This window comes from Pseudomonas fluorescens HK44 (assembly GCF_000217955.3).
Classification (GTDB): Bacteria; Pseudomonadota; Gammaproteobacteria; order Pseudomonadales; family Pseudomonadaceae; genus Aquipseudomonas; species Aquipseudomonas fluorescens_AQ.
In genome coordinates this window covers 1,486,825-1,500,612 of record NZ_AFOY02000015.1, presented here as the reverse complement: position 1 = coordinate 1,500,612, position 13,788 = coordinate 1,486,825, and the positions used below count along the sequence as shown (strand labels likewise).

Sequence of the window (13,788 nt, the reverse complement as noted above, 5' to 3'; positions counted from 1 at the left end):
TGATCGGTTGTTGCCGTCATCCGCCCGCATGACAACCTGGCTGAACGGCTGCCGATGGCGCCGGTCACACCTTATGAGAGGCCTCTCACTGTCGGTCTGGAGGTTGATATCGGATGACGGTTTATAACTGGGATTTGCTTGAGCGATTGCTGCACGAAGTGCAGAACAGCGCCGGCCACAGCTTCACCCCACGGGCCTACGCCGAGCAGCATACGGCGGCGAAGGCGGCAGAGGGGGAGCCCATCGGCAATCTGGATGAGCTGAAAGTGACCGCCACCGCGTATGAAAAGCTCCTGCTGGACCGTGGCTATATCGAGTCCCGCCCCGAGGACGAAGGTGGTAACGGCGAGAACTTTATCCTGACGCCACGCGGTTTGAGTCTGCTGTGCATGATCGACAGCAGCAGTGCGGGCAATGATCATTCACGGCAGGTGCTCGACGAGCAGGTGGATGCATTGGACCCGACGACCTTTGATGAGGTGGCGTCTAAAGCGCAGATCGCTTAAGAGGCTCCTGCGACCTTCAAGCACTTCAATGCGCTGAAATCGCTGCGCATCTTGTCGATTTTTTTCAGCAAGTGCTGACGTTGATCGGCGGTACTGTCGGCCATCAGGTCGACAATCAGGCTGCGTGCCTGGGCTTCGGTGTTGCTGTAAACCTGGCGATAGGCCGGGGTCCATAAGGTCTCGCGATCGACCAGCAGGGTTTCGATGCGTTGCGCAAAGTCGCTGCTGTGGCGTTGTTCCACTGCTGCGCTGAACAGTGCCTGCCAATGAGCGCGATTGGCGATCCATTGCTGATTTTGCTCGCCCAGCGCGTTGGCCCAGGCAACAACGCGCTGCGCCTGAATAGTGTTGAGCGGGCCAAGCCAGTCGCCCAGGCGTTTATCCATCCGCTCGATGCGATGTTTGATCTGTTGTGCCAGCGGTGCTTTGAGGTATTTCTCCTGATGCACGCGCTGGTCTTTGGCGAAGGCCTGGTTCATCTCGTTGACCTGCTGCTCATTCAAGCCTTGCAACAACTCGACCGCCGACGGGGTGATTTCCCGGGCGGTCTGGGCAATGGCTTGTTTGGCTTCAAGGATGCGGGCTTGCAGTGCGGCGTCTGTGACTTGATTGGTTTCGACCATCTGCTGCAAGCGGTCGAGCCAGTCGACGTAGCCGGGTAATTGCGTGGAGCAATGCCAGCTGAGATGTTCCTTGAGACGTTCGCTGAGCCAGCCTTTCTGCTCGCTGTTCATGTCCAGGTAGTCGTTGAGCGTCCAGGGAATGAGGATGTCGAGATTGCGATAGGCCAGGCTCACCCGGTTGCAGGCCGGTAGCGAGAGGCACAGGGTCAGGAACAGGGCGAGGTGTTTCAACCAGCGCGACATGAGCCAATCCTTGCAAGGGCGTAGTTCTGGTATCTGAATGCAGGATGGACCCGGCTGTTCAGCTGATCAAATCGAACGCACGTTTGGTCTTGAAGGGTGTGGCAGGGGAGGAGGGTTCCAGTCCTAGCGCTTCGAAGCTCAAAGCGCTTAGGGACCAGGGTGACGCGAGGGGGGTATTACTTTTTGCCCAGGGTGATCTGTTTGGACGGGCCGAATGTCTGGCCGCTGACGCCTTTGGCAATTTGCTGGATCTCGCCGCCGGACTTGAGGAAAGCAGCAATCTGGTTGTTGATCGATTCGCTGGTTTCAACGGCTGGAGCTGGCTTTGCTTTGCTGTTGGATGCTTTTACACGCATGGCGGCCATTAACCTGTAGAAAATTAACTTGGCCAGGCATCGTACAGGAAATACTTGACAATTGCTTGGTAAATATCTGCCTGAAATAACCGGGGGCAGGTGTCGATTATTCATAAGTTACTGTTCGCAATAATCACCTAAGCTACTGTTTTGAATAAGAACGTAGGCCTGAAAAGTACCGTGTATGGCTTACCGATATCGGCAAAAAGGTGTCCGGACGGTCTGACGAGCGGGCTCTGCTCTGGTGAAAAACCCAGGAAAAATGAGCCTTGCAGCGGATTTTTCTTCGCAAGCCGGCCAGTCACCCAACAGCACCGGCAAAACCGGGTAGAATGGCGCCCAAGCAATGAGGGTATTGGAAATGGCTTTAGTCGGGCGCTACAACAGCTTGCAAGTGGTTAAACACACTAACTTTGGTTTATATCTGGACGGTGGCGCGGATGGCGAAATCCTTCTGCCGAATCGTTATATCCCCAAAGATATTCCCAGCGAAGATGAAGACTGGCTGAACGTTTTTGTTTATCTGGACAGCGATGACAAACTCATCGCAACTACTGAAAAACCGAAAGTTCAGGTCGGTGATTTCGCCAGTCTTAAAGTCGTTGAAGTCAACAGCATCGGTGTGTTTCTCGACTGGGGTCTGCCCAAGGACCTGCTGCTGCCGTATTCCGAAGAAAAGCGTCAGATGACCGCGGGCGAATACTGCGTGGTGCATGTCTACCTCGACAAGCACACCCGCCGTATTACCGCGACCGCGCGTCTGGATCGCTACCTGGACAAAACCCCGGCCAACTACAAGCCTGGCCAGGAAGTTGACTTGCTGGTAGCCGAAGCGACCGATATGGGTTTCAAGGCGATCATCAACAACAAGCATTGGGGTTTGATCCACAAGAACGAAATCTTCAAGTTCATGCGTGCCGGCAAGGAAGAGAAGGGGTTCATCAAGGAGATCCGCGCCGACGGCAAGATCAGCCTGAGCCTGCAGCCCGTGGGCGAAGAAGCCGCCACCAGCCTGAACTCGAAGATTCTCGCCAAGCTGCGCGATAACAACGGCACCTTGCCGGTCAGCGACAAGAGCGACCCGGCGCTGATCAGCAGCCTGTTCGGCGTCAGCAAAGGCAACTTCAAGAAGGCCATCGGCGCGCTCTACAAGAACGGCCAGATCGTCATTCATGCGGATCGCATTGAACTCAGTTGAGCCGAGCTGACCTGACCTGATTGCCCCGGCCAAGTACCGGGGCATTTTGTTTTTAGTGAGTAACTGCCATGTCGTTAACCGTTCGCGAGGTTTCGCGGTGATTGCCACTCGGCGCAGCGCCGATGGTTTTGCCCTGAAGGTGATGCTCGGATTGTGCCTGGTCTGGGGTATCCAGCAGGTCATGATCAAATGGGCGGCGGCGGACATCGCACCTGTGATGCAGGCCGCCGCACGTTCCGGGATTTCCGCATTGCTGGTGGGCTTGCTGATCTGCTGGAAGGGCGGCTGGAACCAGGTTGGCAGCACCTGGCGCGGCGGTTTGCTGGCGGGCAGCCTGTTTGCCACCGAGTTTTTGTTCATCGCCGAAGGTCTGCAACTGACCACGGCGGCGCACATGTCGGTGTTCCTCTATACCGCGCCGATCTTCACTGCGTTAGGCGTGCATTGGCTGCTGCCGAGCGAGCGTTTGCGACGGTTGCAATGGCTGGGGATCCTGCTGGCGTTTATCGGTATTGCCGTGGCATTCGCCGGGGGCGTGTCCTGGGACAATCTGGACCGGCGGATGCTGCTCGGCGATGCGTTCGGCGTTCTGGCCGGGGCCGCCTGGGGCGCGACGACCGTGGTCGTGCGCGCCTCACGGTTGTCGGAAGCGCCGGCGACCTTGACCCTGTTTTATCAACTGATCGTCGGCTTTCTCGGCCTGCTGCTGATTGCCGCACTCAGCGGGCAGGTCACCCACGTCCACCTGACGCAGGTGGCGGTGGCCAGCGTGCTGTTCCAGGGGGTGGTGGTGTCGTTTTTCAGCTACCTGACATGGTTCTGGCTGTTGCGCCGTTACCTGGCGTCGAACCTCGCGGTGTTCTCCTTCATGACGCCTCTGTTCGGTGTCACTTTCGGGGTGTTGCTGCTCGGTGAACCGTTGAGTGTCAATTTCGTCGTCGGTGCCGTGCTGGTGTTGCTCGGCATCACTTTTGTCAGCGCAGAACAGTGGGTGCGCCGTCGTTTGCGCAAAGCGCTGGAGCGTTGAGTGGGCGCAGCAACAAACCACCGGCTACCAGAAGGCCGCTGCCCGCCACCATCAACGCCGGTTGCAAGCCACCACTGAAGTGGATACTCAGCGCTGCCAGCAATGGTCCACTGAGCTGACCCACGGCAAAACACGCGGTCAGCAGGCCGGCATTACGCTGGGTAGCCTGCGGCGCCAGTTCTCGCGAGCGCTGCATCACCAGTTGCATGCAGGCCAGAAACGGCGTGCCACACAGAATCACTCCCAGGGCCAGACCGAGACCGCTGCCCAGCAGGCAAGTGAAGACCCCGGCTGCTTGCAGCCACAACGTTGCGATCAACCAGTGACGCGTGGCGTTGGGGTTATGCCGGCGCAAACTCACCAGCAGCACACCGGTGGCGGACGCCAGACCAAAACACGGCCAGAACAAATCGGCCTGCCATTGACCGTGAAAACGGGCGCTGGCCATCTGCGACAGGAAGGTTGCCGGAATGATGTAGCCCAGGCCGTACAGCGCGTAGATCAAGCCCAGTCGCGCGATTGCCGGATTCTTTGAGGCGCCGGTCGTGGGCGTGGCTGCCACGCTCGCAGTCGGTTGCGGCAGGATTGGCAGAATCACCAACAGCATTGCCAGGCCCACGCCGGCATACACCAGCCACAGGGTCGCAGAGCTTTGTCCCAACAGGTTCGAGCCAAGTGCGAGCAAACCCGTCAGAAAAATCCCCAGGCCCGGTCCGGCGAATACCAGTGCGCCGAGCCGTGGACGTCCGGCGGCCATCGCTAATGGCTGGCTCAACGCGGTGATCATCACCAGCACCCAGGCGCTGGCTACACCAGTACCGAAGCGCAAAACCAGATGCGGCCAGAAGCCCTTGGCCCAGAACGAGGCGAGGGTCAGTAGCACGCACAGCCACAAACCGCCGAGCAAGCGTCGACGGACTTGCTCGGGGCGACGGGCGAACATCGCGTCCACGGCACCGATGAAGTAGCCCAGGTAATTGGCTGCTGCAATCAGACCCGCGGCAGTCAGGTCGATCTGACCTTCGCTGAGCAAATGCGGCAGCTGCGGAGTGAGCGCAAAGCGGCCAATGCCCATGGCCATCATCAAGGCAATGAAGCTGGCGAGTAAGCGTATAAGCGGCGACATGGTCGGGATTCCTGCAACGGAGCAATGACCGTCAGGCTAGGACTGATTGACTTTCTTTAAAAATGAATAATAGTGAGTAACTTGTTCTTATTTGGAGAAAGGTGTGGAATTCAGCCAATTGCGCATCTTCCAGGCGGTGGCCGAGGAAGGTTCCATCACCCGCGCCGCCGAACGCTTGCATCGGGTGCCGTCCAATCTGTCGACCCGGCTCAAGCAGCTTGAAGATCAGCTGGGTGTAGAACTGTTCTTGCGTGAGCGTCAGCGTTTGCAGTTGTCGCCCGCAGGCAAAGTGCTGTTGGACTACACCGCCAAGCTGTTTGCCCTGCATGACGAAGCCCACGCAGCCGTGCAGGGCGGGCAACCGGCCGGCGATTTCGTGCTGGGCACCATGTACAGCACCGCGGCGATTCACCTGCCGGGATTGCTGGCGCGCTATCACCGCACTTATCCGGCGGTGAACCTGCAAGTGCAGTCGGCGCCCAGCGGCGAATTGCTCGAAGGCCTGCTCACCGGACGCCTTGATGCCGCGCTGGTCGATGGCCCGCTGCAGCTGGCCGGGCTCGACGGTGTACCGCTGTGTGACGAAAAACTGGTGCTGATCAGCGAAGCCGATCACCCGCCGGTGCGCAGCGCGCTGGATGTGCAGGGGCGTTCGGTGTTCACCTTTCGCCAGGGCTGTTCCTACCGGATGCGCCTGGAGGCCTGGTTCGCCCATGATCATGCGGCGATGGGCCGGGCGATGGAAATCGAGTCCTATCAGGGGATGCTGGCGTGTGTGATTGCCGGTTCCGGCGTGGCGCTGATGTCCGAGTCGATGCTGGCCAGTCTGCCGGGACGCGAGAGTGTGGCCGTGCATCCATTGGCCGAGCCTTTCGCCAGTGCCACCACCTGGCTGATGTGGCGCAAGGGTATGCTTGGCGCCAATCTCAATGCGTGGATCGAAGTGCAACAAGCGGTGTATGCGGTCTCATCTTTGGCGAACGATTGTGGCGAGGGAGCTTGCTCCCGCTCGGCTGCGCAGCAGTCGTAAGGCGTTTGGCGGGTTCAGCCCTAAAGGACTGGGTGAATGGTTTTGGGGCCGCTTCGCCCGAGCGCGGACCGACCCGCGGGAGCAAGCTCCCTTGCCACAGTGATTTTGATGAATTCGGTAACAGATCTTTGCCTTTTGAGGCGAGCATTGCGTAAGACTTCGGACTACTATCTGTATGAAGCGTCTATAGAACCCGGTCGCTCAGCACTACCCTGAAGGGGGGGCACCATGAAAGAGAAACTGCAAAACTGGCTCCATGACCTCGGTGTCGCGCTTGGTTTGATCGAACCACCTCTGCAACCCGTGCCAATCCGCACCGACGATGAGCAACGTCGCCGTCAGCAACGCCGCCGGTAAACGAGGTAAGGCGTGAATCGATCGCAGCCTTCGACCACCGCGTCGGAGGCGCGGCGGCGCTAGCGCATTCGCCTCAAGCGTGCTGTTGCAGCCACTGGTCAATCATCGTGTGCAACTTCTCCCCGGAAAAACTCCCGAAATGTCCGCCATGCACGGTGCGAATCGGCAACGAGCGCAAGCGTTGCAGGCTGCGGGCGTAATCCTCAAGGTTGGAATGATAGGCGTCTTCGACCAACGGTCCGTCGTAGATGATGTCGCCGCTGAACAGTGTGCCGGTGGCAACTTCAAAAAGGCTGATACCACCCGGTGAATGGCCGGGAGTGTGCAGCACCTGCAAGGTTCGATTACCCAGATCCAGCACGTCACCTTCTTCGATCAGTCCCGTGGCGGGTGCGGCTTTGACCCGGTATTCGGCGTAGCACAGCGGGCAATCGGGGTGGGCTTCGAACATCTCGTCGCCGACAAACGCTCTGGAAAGGGTGTTGTCGCCGTCGGGTTCGGCGAGGATCTGCGCTTCGGCCGGATGCACCAGCCGCTCGGGGAATTCGTGATGGCCGGCGATGTGGTCGAAATGGCAATGGCTCGCCACGGCCACCAGCGGCCGTTCGGTCAGCCATGGCAGTTGCTCGCGCAGGCTGACCAGGCCCGAGCCGCTATCGAGCAGCAGGTCTTTGTCGCGGCCCTGAATGTGCCACAGGTTGCAGCGGTAGAACGGTCGAATGTACGGCTCGTGAATCAGCCGAATGCCGTCGCTCAGGTGTTTGACTTCGAACCATTGGTCGCGACTGACGATTTTCATGGTGCTTTCCTCCAAGCGAAAAAAACGGGTGCAGCAACCGACGCTGCACCCGCCGAAGAAAAGTGTATGGCGTCTAACCTGAGGTTAGATCGCGTTCGCCACGGCAACCGGGCGAGGGGACAGCAGGCTGACCATGACGAAGCTCACCAGGCCGATCGCCAGGCTGTAGTAGATCGGGGTGTTGGCATCCAGGCCATCCTTGAACATGAATACCAGAGCCGTCACAAAGCCTAGGCCCATGCTGGCGATAGCGCCGGAGGTGGTTGCACGTTTCCAGAAAATGGCCCCGATCAGCGGAACCAGCATGCCGCCCACCAACAGGTTGTAGGCCAGGGTCAGGGCACTGATCACGTCACTCACCACCAGGGCGATGCCCAGCACGACAATACCGGTCAGCAGGGTGAACAGGCGGTTGATTTTCAGGCTCGACTGTTTGCCACCGCGCAGTTTTGGCAGCAGGTCTTCGGTCAGGGTAGTGGACGCGGCGAGCAGGCCGGCGCTGGCGGTGGACATCATGGCTGCCAGGGCAGCAGCGATGACCAGGCCACGAATACCATCCGGCAACGATGCTTTGACGATCGCGGCGAAGGCGTTGTTGACGTTGCCCAGGTCCGGGATCAACACATGAGCAGCCATGCCGATCAGGGCACAAGCCAGCCCGTAGAAAATGCAGTAGATGCCGGCGACGGTGCCTGCGTATTGAGCGACTTTTTCATTCTTGGCGGTGAACACCCGTTGCCAGATGTCCTGGCCGATCAGGATGCCGAAGAAGTAGATCATGAAGTAGGTGATGATGGTGTCCCAGCCAATGGTGGTGAAGCTGAAGCTGGACGCTGGCAGTTTCGACACCAGCTCATCCCAGCCGCCCACGCGGTACAGGCAGATCGGCAACAGGATGAACATCAGGCCAACGGTCTTGATCACGAACTGAACGATGTCGGTCAGGGTCAGCGACCACATGCCGCCGATGGTCGAATACACCACCACCACGCCTCCGCCGAGCATCACCGAGATCCAGAACGGCAGGCCGAACAGCACTTGCAGCACGGTACCGATCGCGAGGATCGAGGTCACGCCGATCATCAGTGCGTAGGCCAGCATGATCACCGCACTGGCCTGGCGGGCCATTGGGTTGTAACGCTTTTCGAGGATTTGGGTAACGGTGAAGATCTTCAGTTTGAGCAGCGGCTTGGCCAGGAACAGGTTCAGCGCAATGATCCCGCAACCCAGTGCGGCGCAGAGCCAGAAACCGGAAATACCGTGTACGTAGCCCAGGCGAACGGTGCCGACAGTCGATGCGCCGCCCAATACGGTCGCGGCCATGGTGCCCATGTACAGGGTTGGACCGAGGTTGCGACCGGCCACGAGGTAGTCCTCGTGGGTCTTGGCCTTGCGCATGCCGTAATAGCCCAGCACGAGCATGCCGGCGGCATAGATGAGTACAACGAATAAATCCAAAGCCATGAAGCGTGTCTCCGATTGTCTTTCTTATAAGAGTCTCGTAAGAGCAAGGCTTGCTGTGGCGAGGGAGCTTGCTCCCGCTGGGTTGCGTAGCGGCCCCAAAAATGCGACTGCTGCACAGTCGAGCGGGAGCGAGCTCCCTCGCCACAAACGTCCTGTCCCTACGAGTAATGCTTGAATCAGGCGGTTTTGCACATGACCGCTTTAGCGAGCGAATCCGTGCCCGTACTGCCCGAACACTGCCACTGGTGTGGGGATCAGGCTCGACAACGTCGGCTGTCGCACAACGCCTGATTGGCATTGCGCGATAGCTGCGGTTGTCCGAGGGTGCAGAAAGCGAAACCGTTAGCGGTGCTGAAGCAAGCTGGAGATCGCTGCCTCAGCGGTGAGCCACACCCGGCAGTACGCAGAGCATTTCGTACAGCAGGTTGGCGCCCAGTAGCGAGGTGTTGCCGGTGGTGTCGTACGGCGGCGAGACTTCTACCAGGTCGCAGCCCACCAGGTCGAGGCCTTGGCAGCCGCGAACGATTTCAATCGCCTGAATGGTCGTCAGACCGCCGATTTCCGGAGTGCCGGTGCCGGGTGCCCAGGCCGGGTCGATGCCGTCGATGTCGAAGCTCAGGTACACCGGACCACCGCCGACTTTTTCGCGGACTTCAGCCATCAGAGGTTCCAGCGACTTGTGCCAGCACTCTTCTGCCTGAACCACGCGGAAACCCTGTTTGCGGCTCCAGTTGAAGTCTTCAGCGGTGTAGCCCTGCGCGCGCAGACCAATTTGCACAACACGGTCGCAGTCCAGAAGGCCTTCTTCAACGGCGCGACGGAAGGTGGTGCCGTGGGCGATCTTCTCGCCGAACATGTGATCGTTCACATCGGCGTGGGCATCGATGTGGACCAGGCCGACCTTGCCGTGCTTTTTATGGATGGCACGCAGGATCGGCAGAGTGATGGTGTGGTCACCACCGAGGGTCAGCGGGATCGCGTCGTGTTCGAGGATCTCGTTGTAGGACTCTTCGATGATCCGGACGGCGTCCAGCAGGTTGAAGGTGTTGATCGCCACGTCACCGATGTCGGCAACCGACAGCGAGTCGAACGGCGCCGCGCCGGTGGCCATGTTGTACGGACGGATCATTACCGATTCAGCACGAATCTCGCGCGGTCCGAAGCGGGTGCCGGCGCGCAGCGAAGTGCCGATGTCCAGCGGGATGCCAATGAAGGCAGCGTCCAGGCCGGCGGCGGATTGCAAATGGGGAAGTCGCATCATGGTGGCGATGCCGCCGAAGCGCGGCATTTCATTGCCGCCCAGTGGTTGGTGAAGGATCTTGTCCACGGGTATGGCCTCATCATCATTGTTTTATTTATGGGGTTGCACCGCGCAAAGGGATCGCACAGGCACCTGTTGAGCCGATTCTGCGAAATGCGGTGCGAGAGAAGAATCGCTGCCGGCAAATACTTAGTTCAGATTTTTCTAAACTAATGGCTTCGACGACGATAGACTTCCGACAAGCCCCCTCGCCACAAGAGCATCGCGTTTCTTTGCAACTGGAGACCCCCCATGGCCAACGCTTTACCCGACCTGAAACTGTTGCGCATCTTCGTCAGCGTGGTGCGCCATCAGGGGTTTGCCAATGCGCAGCACGAGCTCAACCTTTCGACATCGGCCATCAGCACCTATATGAGCCAGCTCGAGGCGGCGTTGGGACTGGTGCTCTGCCATCGTGGGCGTGGCGGTTTCAGCCTGACCAGCAAGGGTGAGCTGTTCCATCAGGAGACGTTGCGCCTGTTCGGTGAACTTGAAGGTTTCGAGCAATACGCCGCGGCGCTCAAGGGCGAGTTGCGCGGTACGCTCAACCTCGGGGTGATCGACTCGACCGTCAGCGACAAGGCCTTGCCGTTCGCCGAAGCCATTGGTGCCTACAGCCAGGAGCACCCGGCGGTGCATTTGCATTTGTCGGTGATGAGCCCTTACGAGCTGCAGCTCGGCGTGCAGGACAACCGACTCGATCTGGCCATCGGTGCGTTCTCCACGCGCATGAGCGGGCTGGTCTACATGCCGCTGTACCGTGAGCAACATTGGCTGTATTGCAGCAATCGTCATCCCTTGTTCAGCGAGCGACGCATTCCCGAACAAGTCATCACCCAGCAGCGCATGGTCGGTCGCGGTTACTGGAGCCAGGCCGAACTGGCGCGCCACGGCTTCAAACACAGTGCGGCGACCGTGGAGAGTATGGAAGCGCAGCTGATTCTGGTGTTGTCCGGCGCCTACATTGGCTACCTGCCGGAGCACTACGCTCAAGCCTGGGCCGACAAGGGCGATTTGCGGGTGCTGCTGCCGGCCACTTTCGGCTACCAGGCACCATTTTCGATGATCGTGCGTCGTGGGCGCAGCCGTGAGCCGTTGATCCAGACATTCCGCGACTTGCTCAAAGCGCAGCTCAACCAGGTCTGATCGGGGGAAATCGTATGTCCAGAGTCCAATGCGCCCGTTGCCTGCGCCCGCAAACCCATTGCCTGTGTGCGTTGATTCCGAGCCTCGACAGTCGCACCCGAGTGCTGCTGTTGCAACATCCAGGCGAGGTGAACCATGCGTTGAACACCGCGCGGTTGGCGGCGTTGGGGCTGAACAATGCCGAGTTGATCGTCGGCGAAGTGTTCGAGGATTTACCGCGTCTGCTGAATCAACCGGGTTATCAGGCCCGCTTGTTGTTCCCGGCCGACGATGCGCAACCGTTGCAGGCCTATAGGCCCGCCGATCAGCCGTTGTTGCTGGTGGTGCCGGACGGCACCTGGCGCAAGGCGCGCAAGATGCTGCACCTCAATCCATTGCTGGCGGCGTTGCCCCGAGTGACGCTGGCCGAAGGCGCGGTCTCGCGTTATCGGTTGCGCAAGGCACCGGGGCCTGGGGCGTTGTCAACGGTGGAGGCGATCGTACAGGCGTTGCAGGTGCTTGAGGCACCGACGACCTTCGAGCCGTTATTGCGACCGTTTGAAGCGCTGATCGAAGGGCAGATCGCGGCGATGGGGGAGGAGACGTACCAGCGTAATCATGGTGGCAAAGTCTAGAGGCCACGACGCAAGCTGGCGTAGCCTGCCACTGGGCGGCCACACCTGCGTACTACATGGGTTCAGGTGGTCCGATCAGCCGGCCCATGACGCCGAACAGTCCCAGCGACCTGATTGCCTCCAGTTCCCCCTGCGTTTCTATCTGCTCGGCAATCAATGGCAAATCAATGCTGTTGGTTGCGCGGAAAATGGCTTCGATGAACAGGCGTTTGTCGCTTTGCTGGTCGATGGCGCGAATGTAGCTGCCATCGATTTTCAGGTAGGCCAAACCGAGTTGGGTGAGGTTGCCAATCTGGCTGAAGCTGCCACCGAAGTGCTGCAGGCCGATCCCGTAGCCAGTGCTGTGCAGGCTAAAGCACAGTTGACGCAACTCTTCGGGGGACGGCAGTTGGCGTTCGTCGAGCTCAAGGGTCAGCAAGGGGGCGAGGCTGGGCAGGCCGTCGAGCATATCGAGGATCAGGCGCTGCTGCGTGGCATCGCGCAGGGTGCTGCCGGACACGCTCAGGGCCAGCGGCCAGCGGTGTTCGGCAAGGTAGTCGAAGGTGTGTTCGAGCATTGCCACGTCGAATCGCGCTGACCAGCCCAGACGTTCTATCCAGGGTAGAAAATGTCCGGCGCAAATGGCTTTGCCCTGTGGATCGAGCAGTCGCGCCAGCACCTTGTGGTGCAGCACCTGGCGGGTGTCGGCGCATTGCACCACGGGTTGGAAGTACAGCTGCATTTTGCCGTGAGTCAGGGCGTCGTCGATCCAGGTACGCCAGTCGTGCTGCGTCTGGTGCGGTGTGTTATCGGACTGCTCCAGATGCACCCACGGCCGTTCTGGATGCTGCTGCGCTTGAGTCAGTGCCTGATCGAGGCGCAGCAGAATGTCGGTGGAGACTTCGCCAGGTGTGTAGGCGACGATTCCCAGATGCGCCACTGGCATGCAGTCGCTGGCGCCGGTCAGGCGCAGGTTTTCCAGGGCGGCGCTGATCTCTGCAGCCAGGCGCGCTGCGTCCTTGCTGTCCAGGCCTGGGGTCAGCAGGCTGAACTCACCACCACGATTACGTGCAGCCAGCCAGGCATGGCGATCCGGCTGTTGAACCAGGCGTTTGAGTAACTGACCGACGGCGGTAACCAGTGCGTCGGTGCGCTGGCCACCCAGTCGCTGGTTGAGCCCGGTCAGGTCATTGATCCGCAGCATCAGCAGGTGTCCGGCGCTGCTCTGCTCGGTCACCAGCAACTGATCGGTGAGCTGCTCGTTGAGCAATCGTCGGTTGGCCAGCCCCGTGAGACTGTCCTGAAACGACTCGGCGCGCAGTTGTTCGCTACGTGCAGCTTCTTTGGCAAACAGCCCTTTGAGCTTTTCGACCATTTGGTTCATCGCCAGCACCACGCGTTTGAGTTCCGGGGTTCGGGGCACCTTCGGCAGGCTGAGAAACTCGCGTTTGTTGATGGCTTCGGCCTGTTTGACCATGGCGTCCAGCGGGCGCAGTTGCCGACGCAGTAACCAGCCGCCGAACATCGCACTGAGCAACCCGCACAGCAATAACCAGATCAGACTGCCGAGGGCACTGTCCCACAGTTTGGCCAGGGCGAACTGTGGGCTGCTTACCACTTCAACGCGCGCGGCTTGCTCCCAACCACGCATCACCAAGGCATCCCCGCCTTGCGGATGCAGGTTCACCAGATCGACGAACCAACCCGGTACGCGTTCGGTGGCGGTGGCCGCGTTGCGCTCGACCAGGACGCGCTCGTCCTCGATATTGATGACCCGGATACTGGAAAAGTAGCCACTGTCGAAGACCGAGCCGACCATCAATTCAATCATCGCCAGGTCGTCGATCTGTGCGGTCAACGACAGCCCCAGTGCGGTGGCAGTGTCCTGGGCATGGGAGCGCAATTGGCTGAGCATCTGCGCACGCGAGCTTTCCAGGCTGACAAAGAAACTGCCGCTGAAGGCGACCAGCAAGAACAGGCAAATGGCCAAAAACAACTGTTTGAGTAGCGACATGAGACG

At 59.7% G+C, this 13,788-nt stretch carries 14 protein-coding genes; 7 read left to right on the top strand and 7 right to left on the bottom strand.

Going from position 1 to position 13,788, the window contains the following annotated elements; all coding sequences use genetic code 11:
• Positions 1–113 precede the first annotated feature (113 nt).
• Positions 114–506, top strand: coding sequence for a hypothetical protein (locus HK44_RS19690; RefSeq protein WP_019692455.1), 393 nt, complete (start codon positions 114–116; stop codon positions 504–506).
• Here the strand turns inward: HK44_RS19690 and HK44_RS19685 are convergent.
• A complete protein-coding gene (locus tag HK44_RS19685) occupies positions 503–1,372 on the bottom strand; it encodes a DUF6279 family lipoprotein (RefSeq protein WP_019692454.1) in 870 nt (289 codons plus the stop codon). The two genes, HK44_RS19690 and HK44_RS19685, sit on opposite strands and share 4 nt — an antisense overlap.
• 176 nt (positions 1,373–1,548) lie before the next feature.
• The gene (locus tag HK44_RS19680) at positions 1,549–1,737 is read right to left on the bottom strand and encodes a hypothetical protein (protein ID WP_017337097.1); all 189 of its coding nucleotides are present in this window, start codon (positions 1,735–1,737) and stop codon (positions 1,549–1,551) included.
• Positions 1,738–2,089: 352 nt separating this feature from the next.
• Between HK44_RS19680 and HK44_RS19675 the strand changes: the two genes are divergently transcribed.
• Both HK44_RS19675 and HK44_RS19670 read left to right on the top strand, forming a co-directional pair.
• On the top strand, positions 2,090–2,926 hold the full coding sequence (locus HK44_RS19675) for a CvfB family protein (protein WP_019692453.1): 837 nt from the start codon (positions 2,090–2,092) through the stop codon (positions 2,924–2,926).
• 97 nt (positions 2,927–3,023) lie between these two features.
• Positions 3,024–3,953 (top strand): DMT family transporter, encoded by a 930-nt coding sequence (locus tag HK44_RS19670; RefSeq protein WP_019692452.1) that lies wholly within the window; start codon positions 3,024–3,026, stop codon positions 3,951–3,953.
• Here HK44_RS19670 and HK44_RS19665 read toward each other — a convergent pair.
• Positions 3,901–5,079, bottom strand: coding sequence for an MFS transporter (locus HK44_RS19665; protein ID WP_019692451.1), 1,179 nt, complete (start codon positions 5,077–5,079; stop codon positions 3,901–3,903). The genes HK44_RS19670 and HK44_RS19665 overlap by 53 nt on opposite strands.
• 103 nt (positions 5,080–5,182) lie before the next feature.
• Here HK44_RS19665 and ptrR point away from each other — a divergent pair, with 103 nt between their 5' ends.
• Positions 5,183–6,109: a putrescine utilization regulator PtrR gene (gene ptrR, locus HK44_RS19660; protein WP_019692450.1), complete on the top strand. Its 927-nt coding sequence runs from the start codon at positions 5,183–5,185 to the stop codon at positions 6,107–6,109.
• Between the two features lie 228 nt (positions 6,110–6,337).
• Positions 6,338–6,466 (top strand): PA1414 family protein, encoded by a 129-nt coding sequence (locus HK44_RS30195; RefSeq protein WP_009042667.1) that lies wholly within the window; start codon positions 6,338–6,340, stop codon positions 6,464–6,466.
• A 73-nt stretch (positions 6,467–6,539) separates the two neighbouring features.
• Here HK44_RS30195 and HK44_RS19655 read toward each other — a convergent pair whose 3' ends face one another.
• From HK44_RS19655 to speB, 3 genes are all read right to left on the bottom strand, one after another.
• Complete coding sequence (locus tag HK44_RS19655) at positions 6,540–7,265, bottom strand: MBL fold metallo-hydrolase (RefSeq protein ID WP_019692449.1); 726 nt, start codon at positions 7,263–7,265, stop codon at positions 6,540–6,542.
• Positions 7,266–7,349: 84 nt separating this feature from the next.
• Complete coding sequence (locus tag HK44_RS19650; RefSeq protein ID WP_019692448.1) at positions 7,350–8,729, bottom strand: sodium:solute symporter; 1,380 nt, start codon at positions 8,727–8,729, stop codon at positions 7,350–7,352.
• A gap of 376 nt (positions 8,730–9,105) precedes the next feature.
• Entirely contained in the window at positions 9,106–10,056 is a 951-nt protein-coding gene (speB, locus tag HK44_RS19645; protein ID WP_019692447.1) for an agmatinase, read from the bottom strand.
• 225 nt (positions 10,057–10,281) lie between these two features.
• On the opposite strand from speB, the gene HK44_RS19640 reads away from it, so the two are divergent.
• Both HK44_RS19640 and HK44_RS19635 read left to right on the top strand, forming a co-directional pair.
• Complete coding sequence (locus tag HK44_RS19640; RefSeq protein ID WP_019692446.1) at positions 10,282–11,175, top strand: LysR family transcriptional regulator; 894 nt, start codon at positions 10,282–10,284, stop codon at positions 11,173–11,175.
• A 14-nt stretch (positions 11,176–11,189) separates the two neighbouring features.
• The gene (locus HK44_RS19635) at positions 11,190–11,789 is read left to right on the top strand and encodes a tRNA-uridine aminocarboxypropyltransferase (RefSeq protein ID WP_019692445.1); all 600 of its coding nucleotides are present in this window, start codon (positions 11,190–11,192) and stop codon (positions 11,787–11,789) included.
• 52 nt (positions 11,790–11,841) lie between these two features.
• Here HK44_RS19635 and lapD read toward each other — a convergent pair whose 3' ends face one another.
• Entirely contained in the window at positions 11,842–13,782 is a 1,941-nt protein-coding gene (gene lapD, locus HK44_RS19630; RefSeq protein ID WP_019692444.1) for a cyclic di-GMP receptor LapD, read from the bottom strand.
• Between the last annotated feature and the right edge of the window lie 6 nt (positions 13,783–13,788).

Coding starts and splice junctions, on each gene's coding strand:
- HK44_RS30195 (WP_009042667.1), top strand. CDS start 6,338: ATGAAAGAGAAACTGCAAAACTGGCTCCATGACCTCGGTGTCGCGCTT.
- HK44_RS19685 (WP_019692454.1), bottom strand. CDS start 1,372: ATGTCGCGCTGGTTGAAACACCTCGCCCTGTTCCTGACCCTGTGCCTC.
- HK44_RS19655 (WP_019692449.1), bottom strand. CDS start 7,265: ATGAAAATCGTCAGTCGCGACCAATGGTTCGAAGTCAAACACCTGAGC.
- lapD (WP_019692444.1), bottom strand. CDS start 13,782: ATGTCGCTACTCAAACAGTTGTTTTTGGCCATTTGCCTGTTCTTGCTG.
- HK44_RS19635 (WP_019692445.1), top strand. CDS start 11,190: ATGTCCAGAGTCCAATGCGCCCGTTGCCTGCGCCCGCAAACCCATTGC.
- HK44_RS19650 (WP_019692448.1), bottom strand. CDS start 8,729: ATGGCTTTGGATTTATTCGTTGTACTCATCTATGCCGCCGGCATGCTC.
- HK44_RS19675 (WP_019692453.1), top strand. CDS start 2,090: ATGGCTTTAGTCGGGCGCTACAACAGCTTGCAAGTGGTTAAACACACT.
- HK44_RS19640 (WP_019692446.1), top strand. CDS start 10,282: ATGGCCAACGCTTTACCCGACCTGAAACTGTTGCGCATCTTCGTCAGC.
- HK44_RS19680 (WP_017337097.1), bottom strand. CDS start 1,737: ATGGCCGCCATGCGTGTAAAAGCATCCAACAGCAAAGCAAAGCCAGCT.
- HK44_RS19665 (WP_019692451.1), bottom strand. CDS start 5,079: ATGTCGCCGCTTATACGCTTACTCGCCAGCTTCATTGCCTTGATGATG.
- HK44_RS19690 (WP_019692455.1), top strand. CDS start 114: ATGACGGTTTATAACTGGGATTTGCTTGAGCGATTGCTGCACGAAGTG.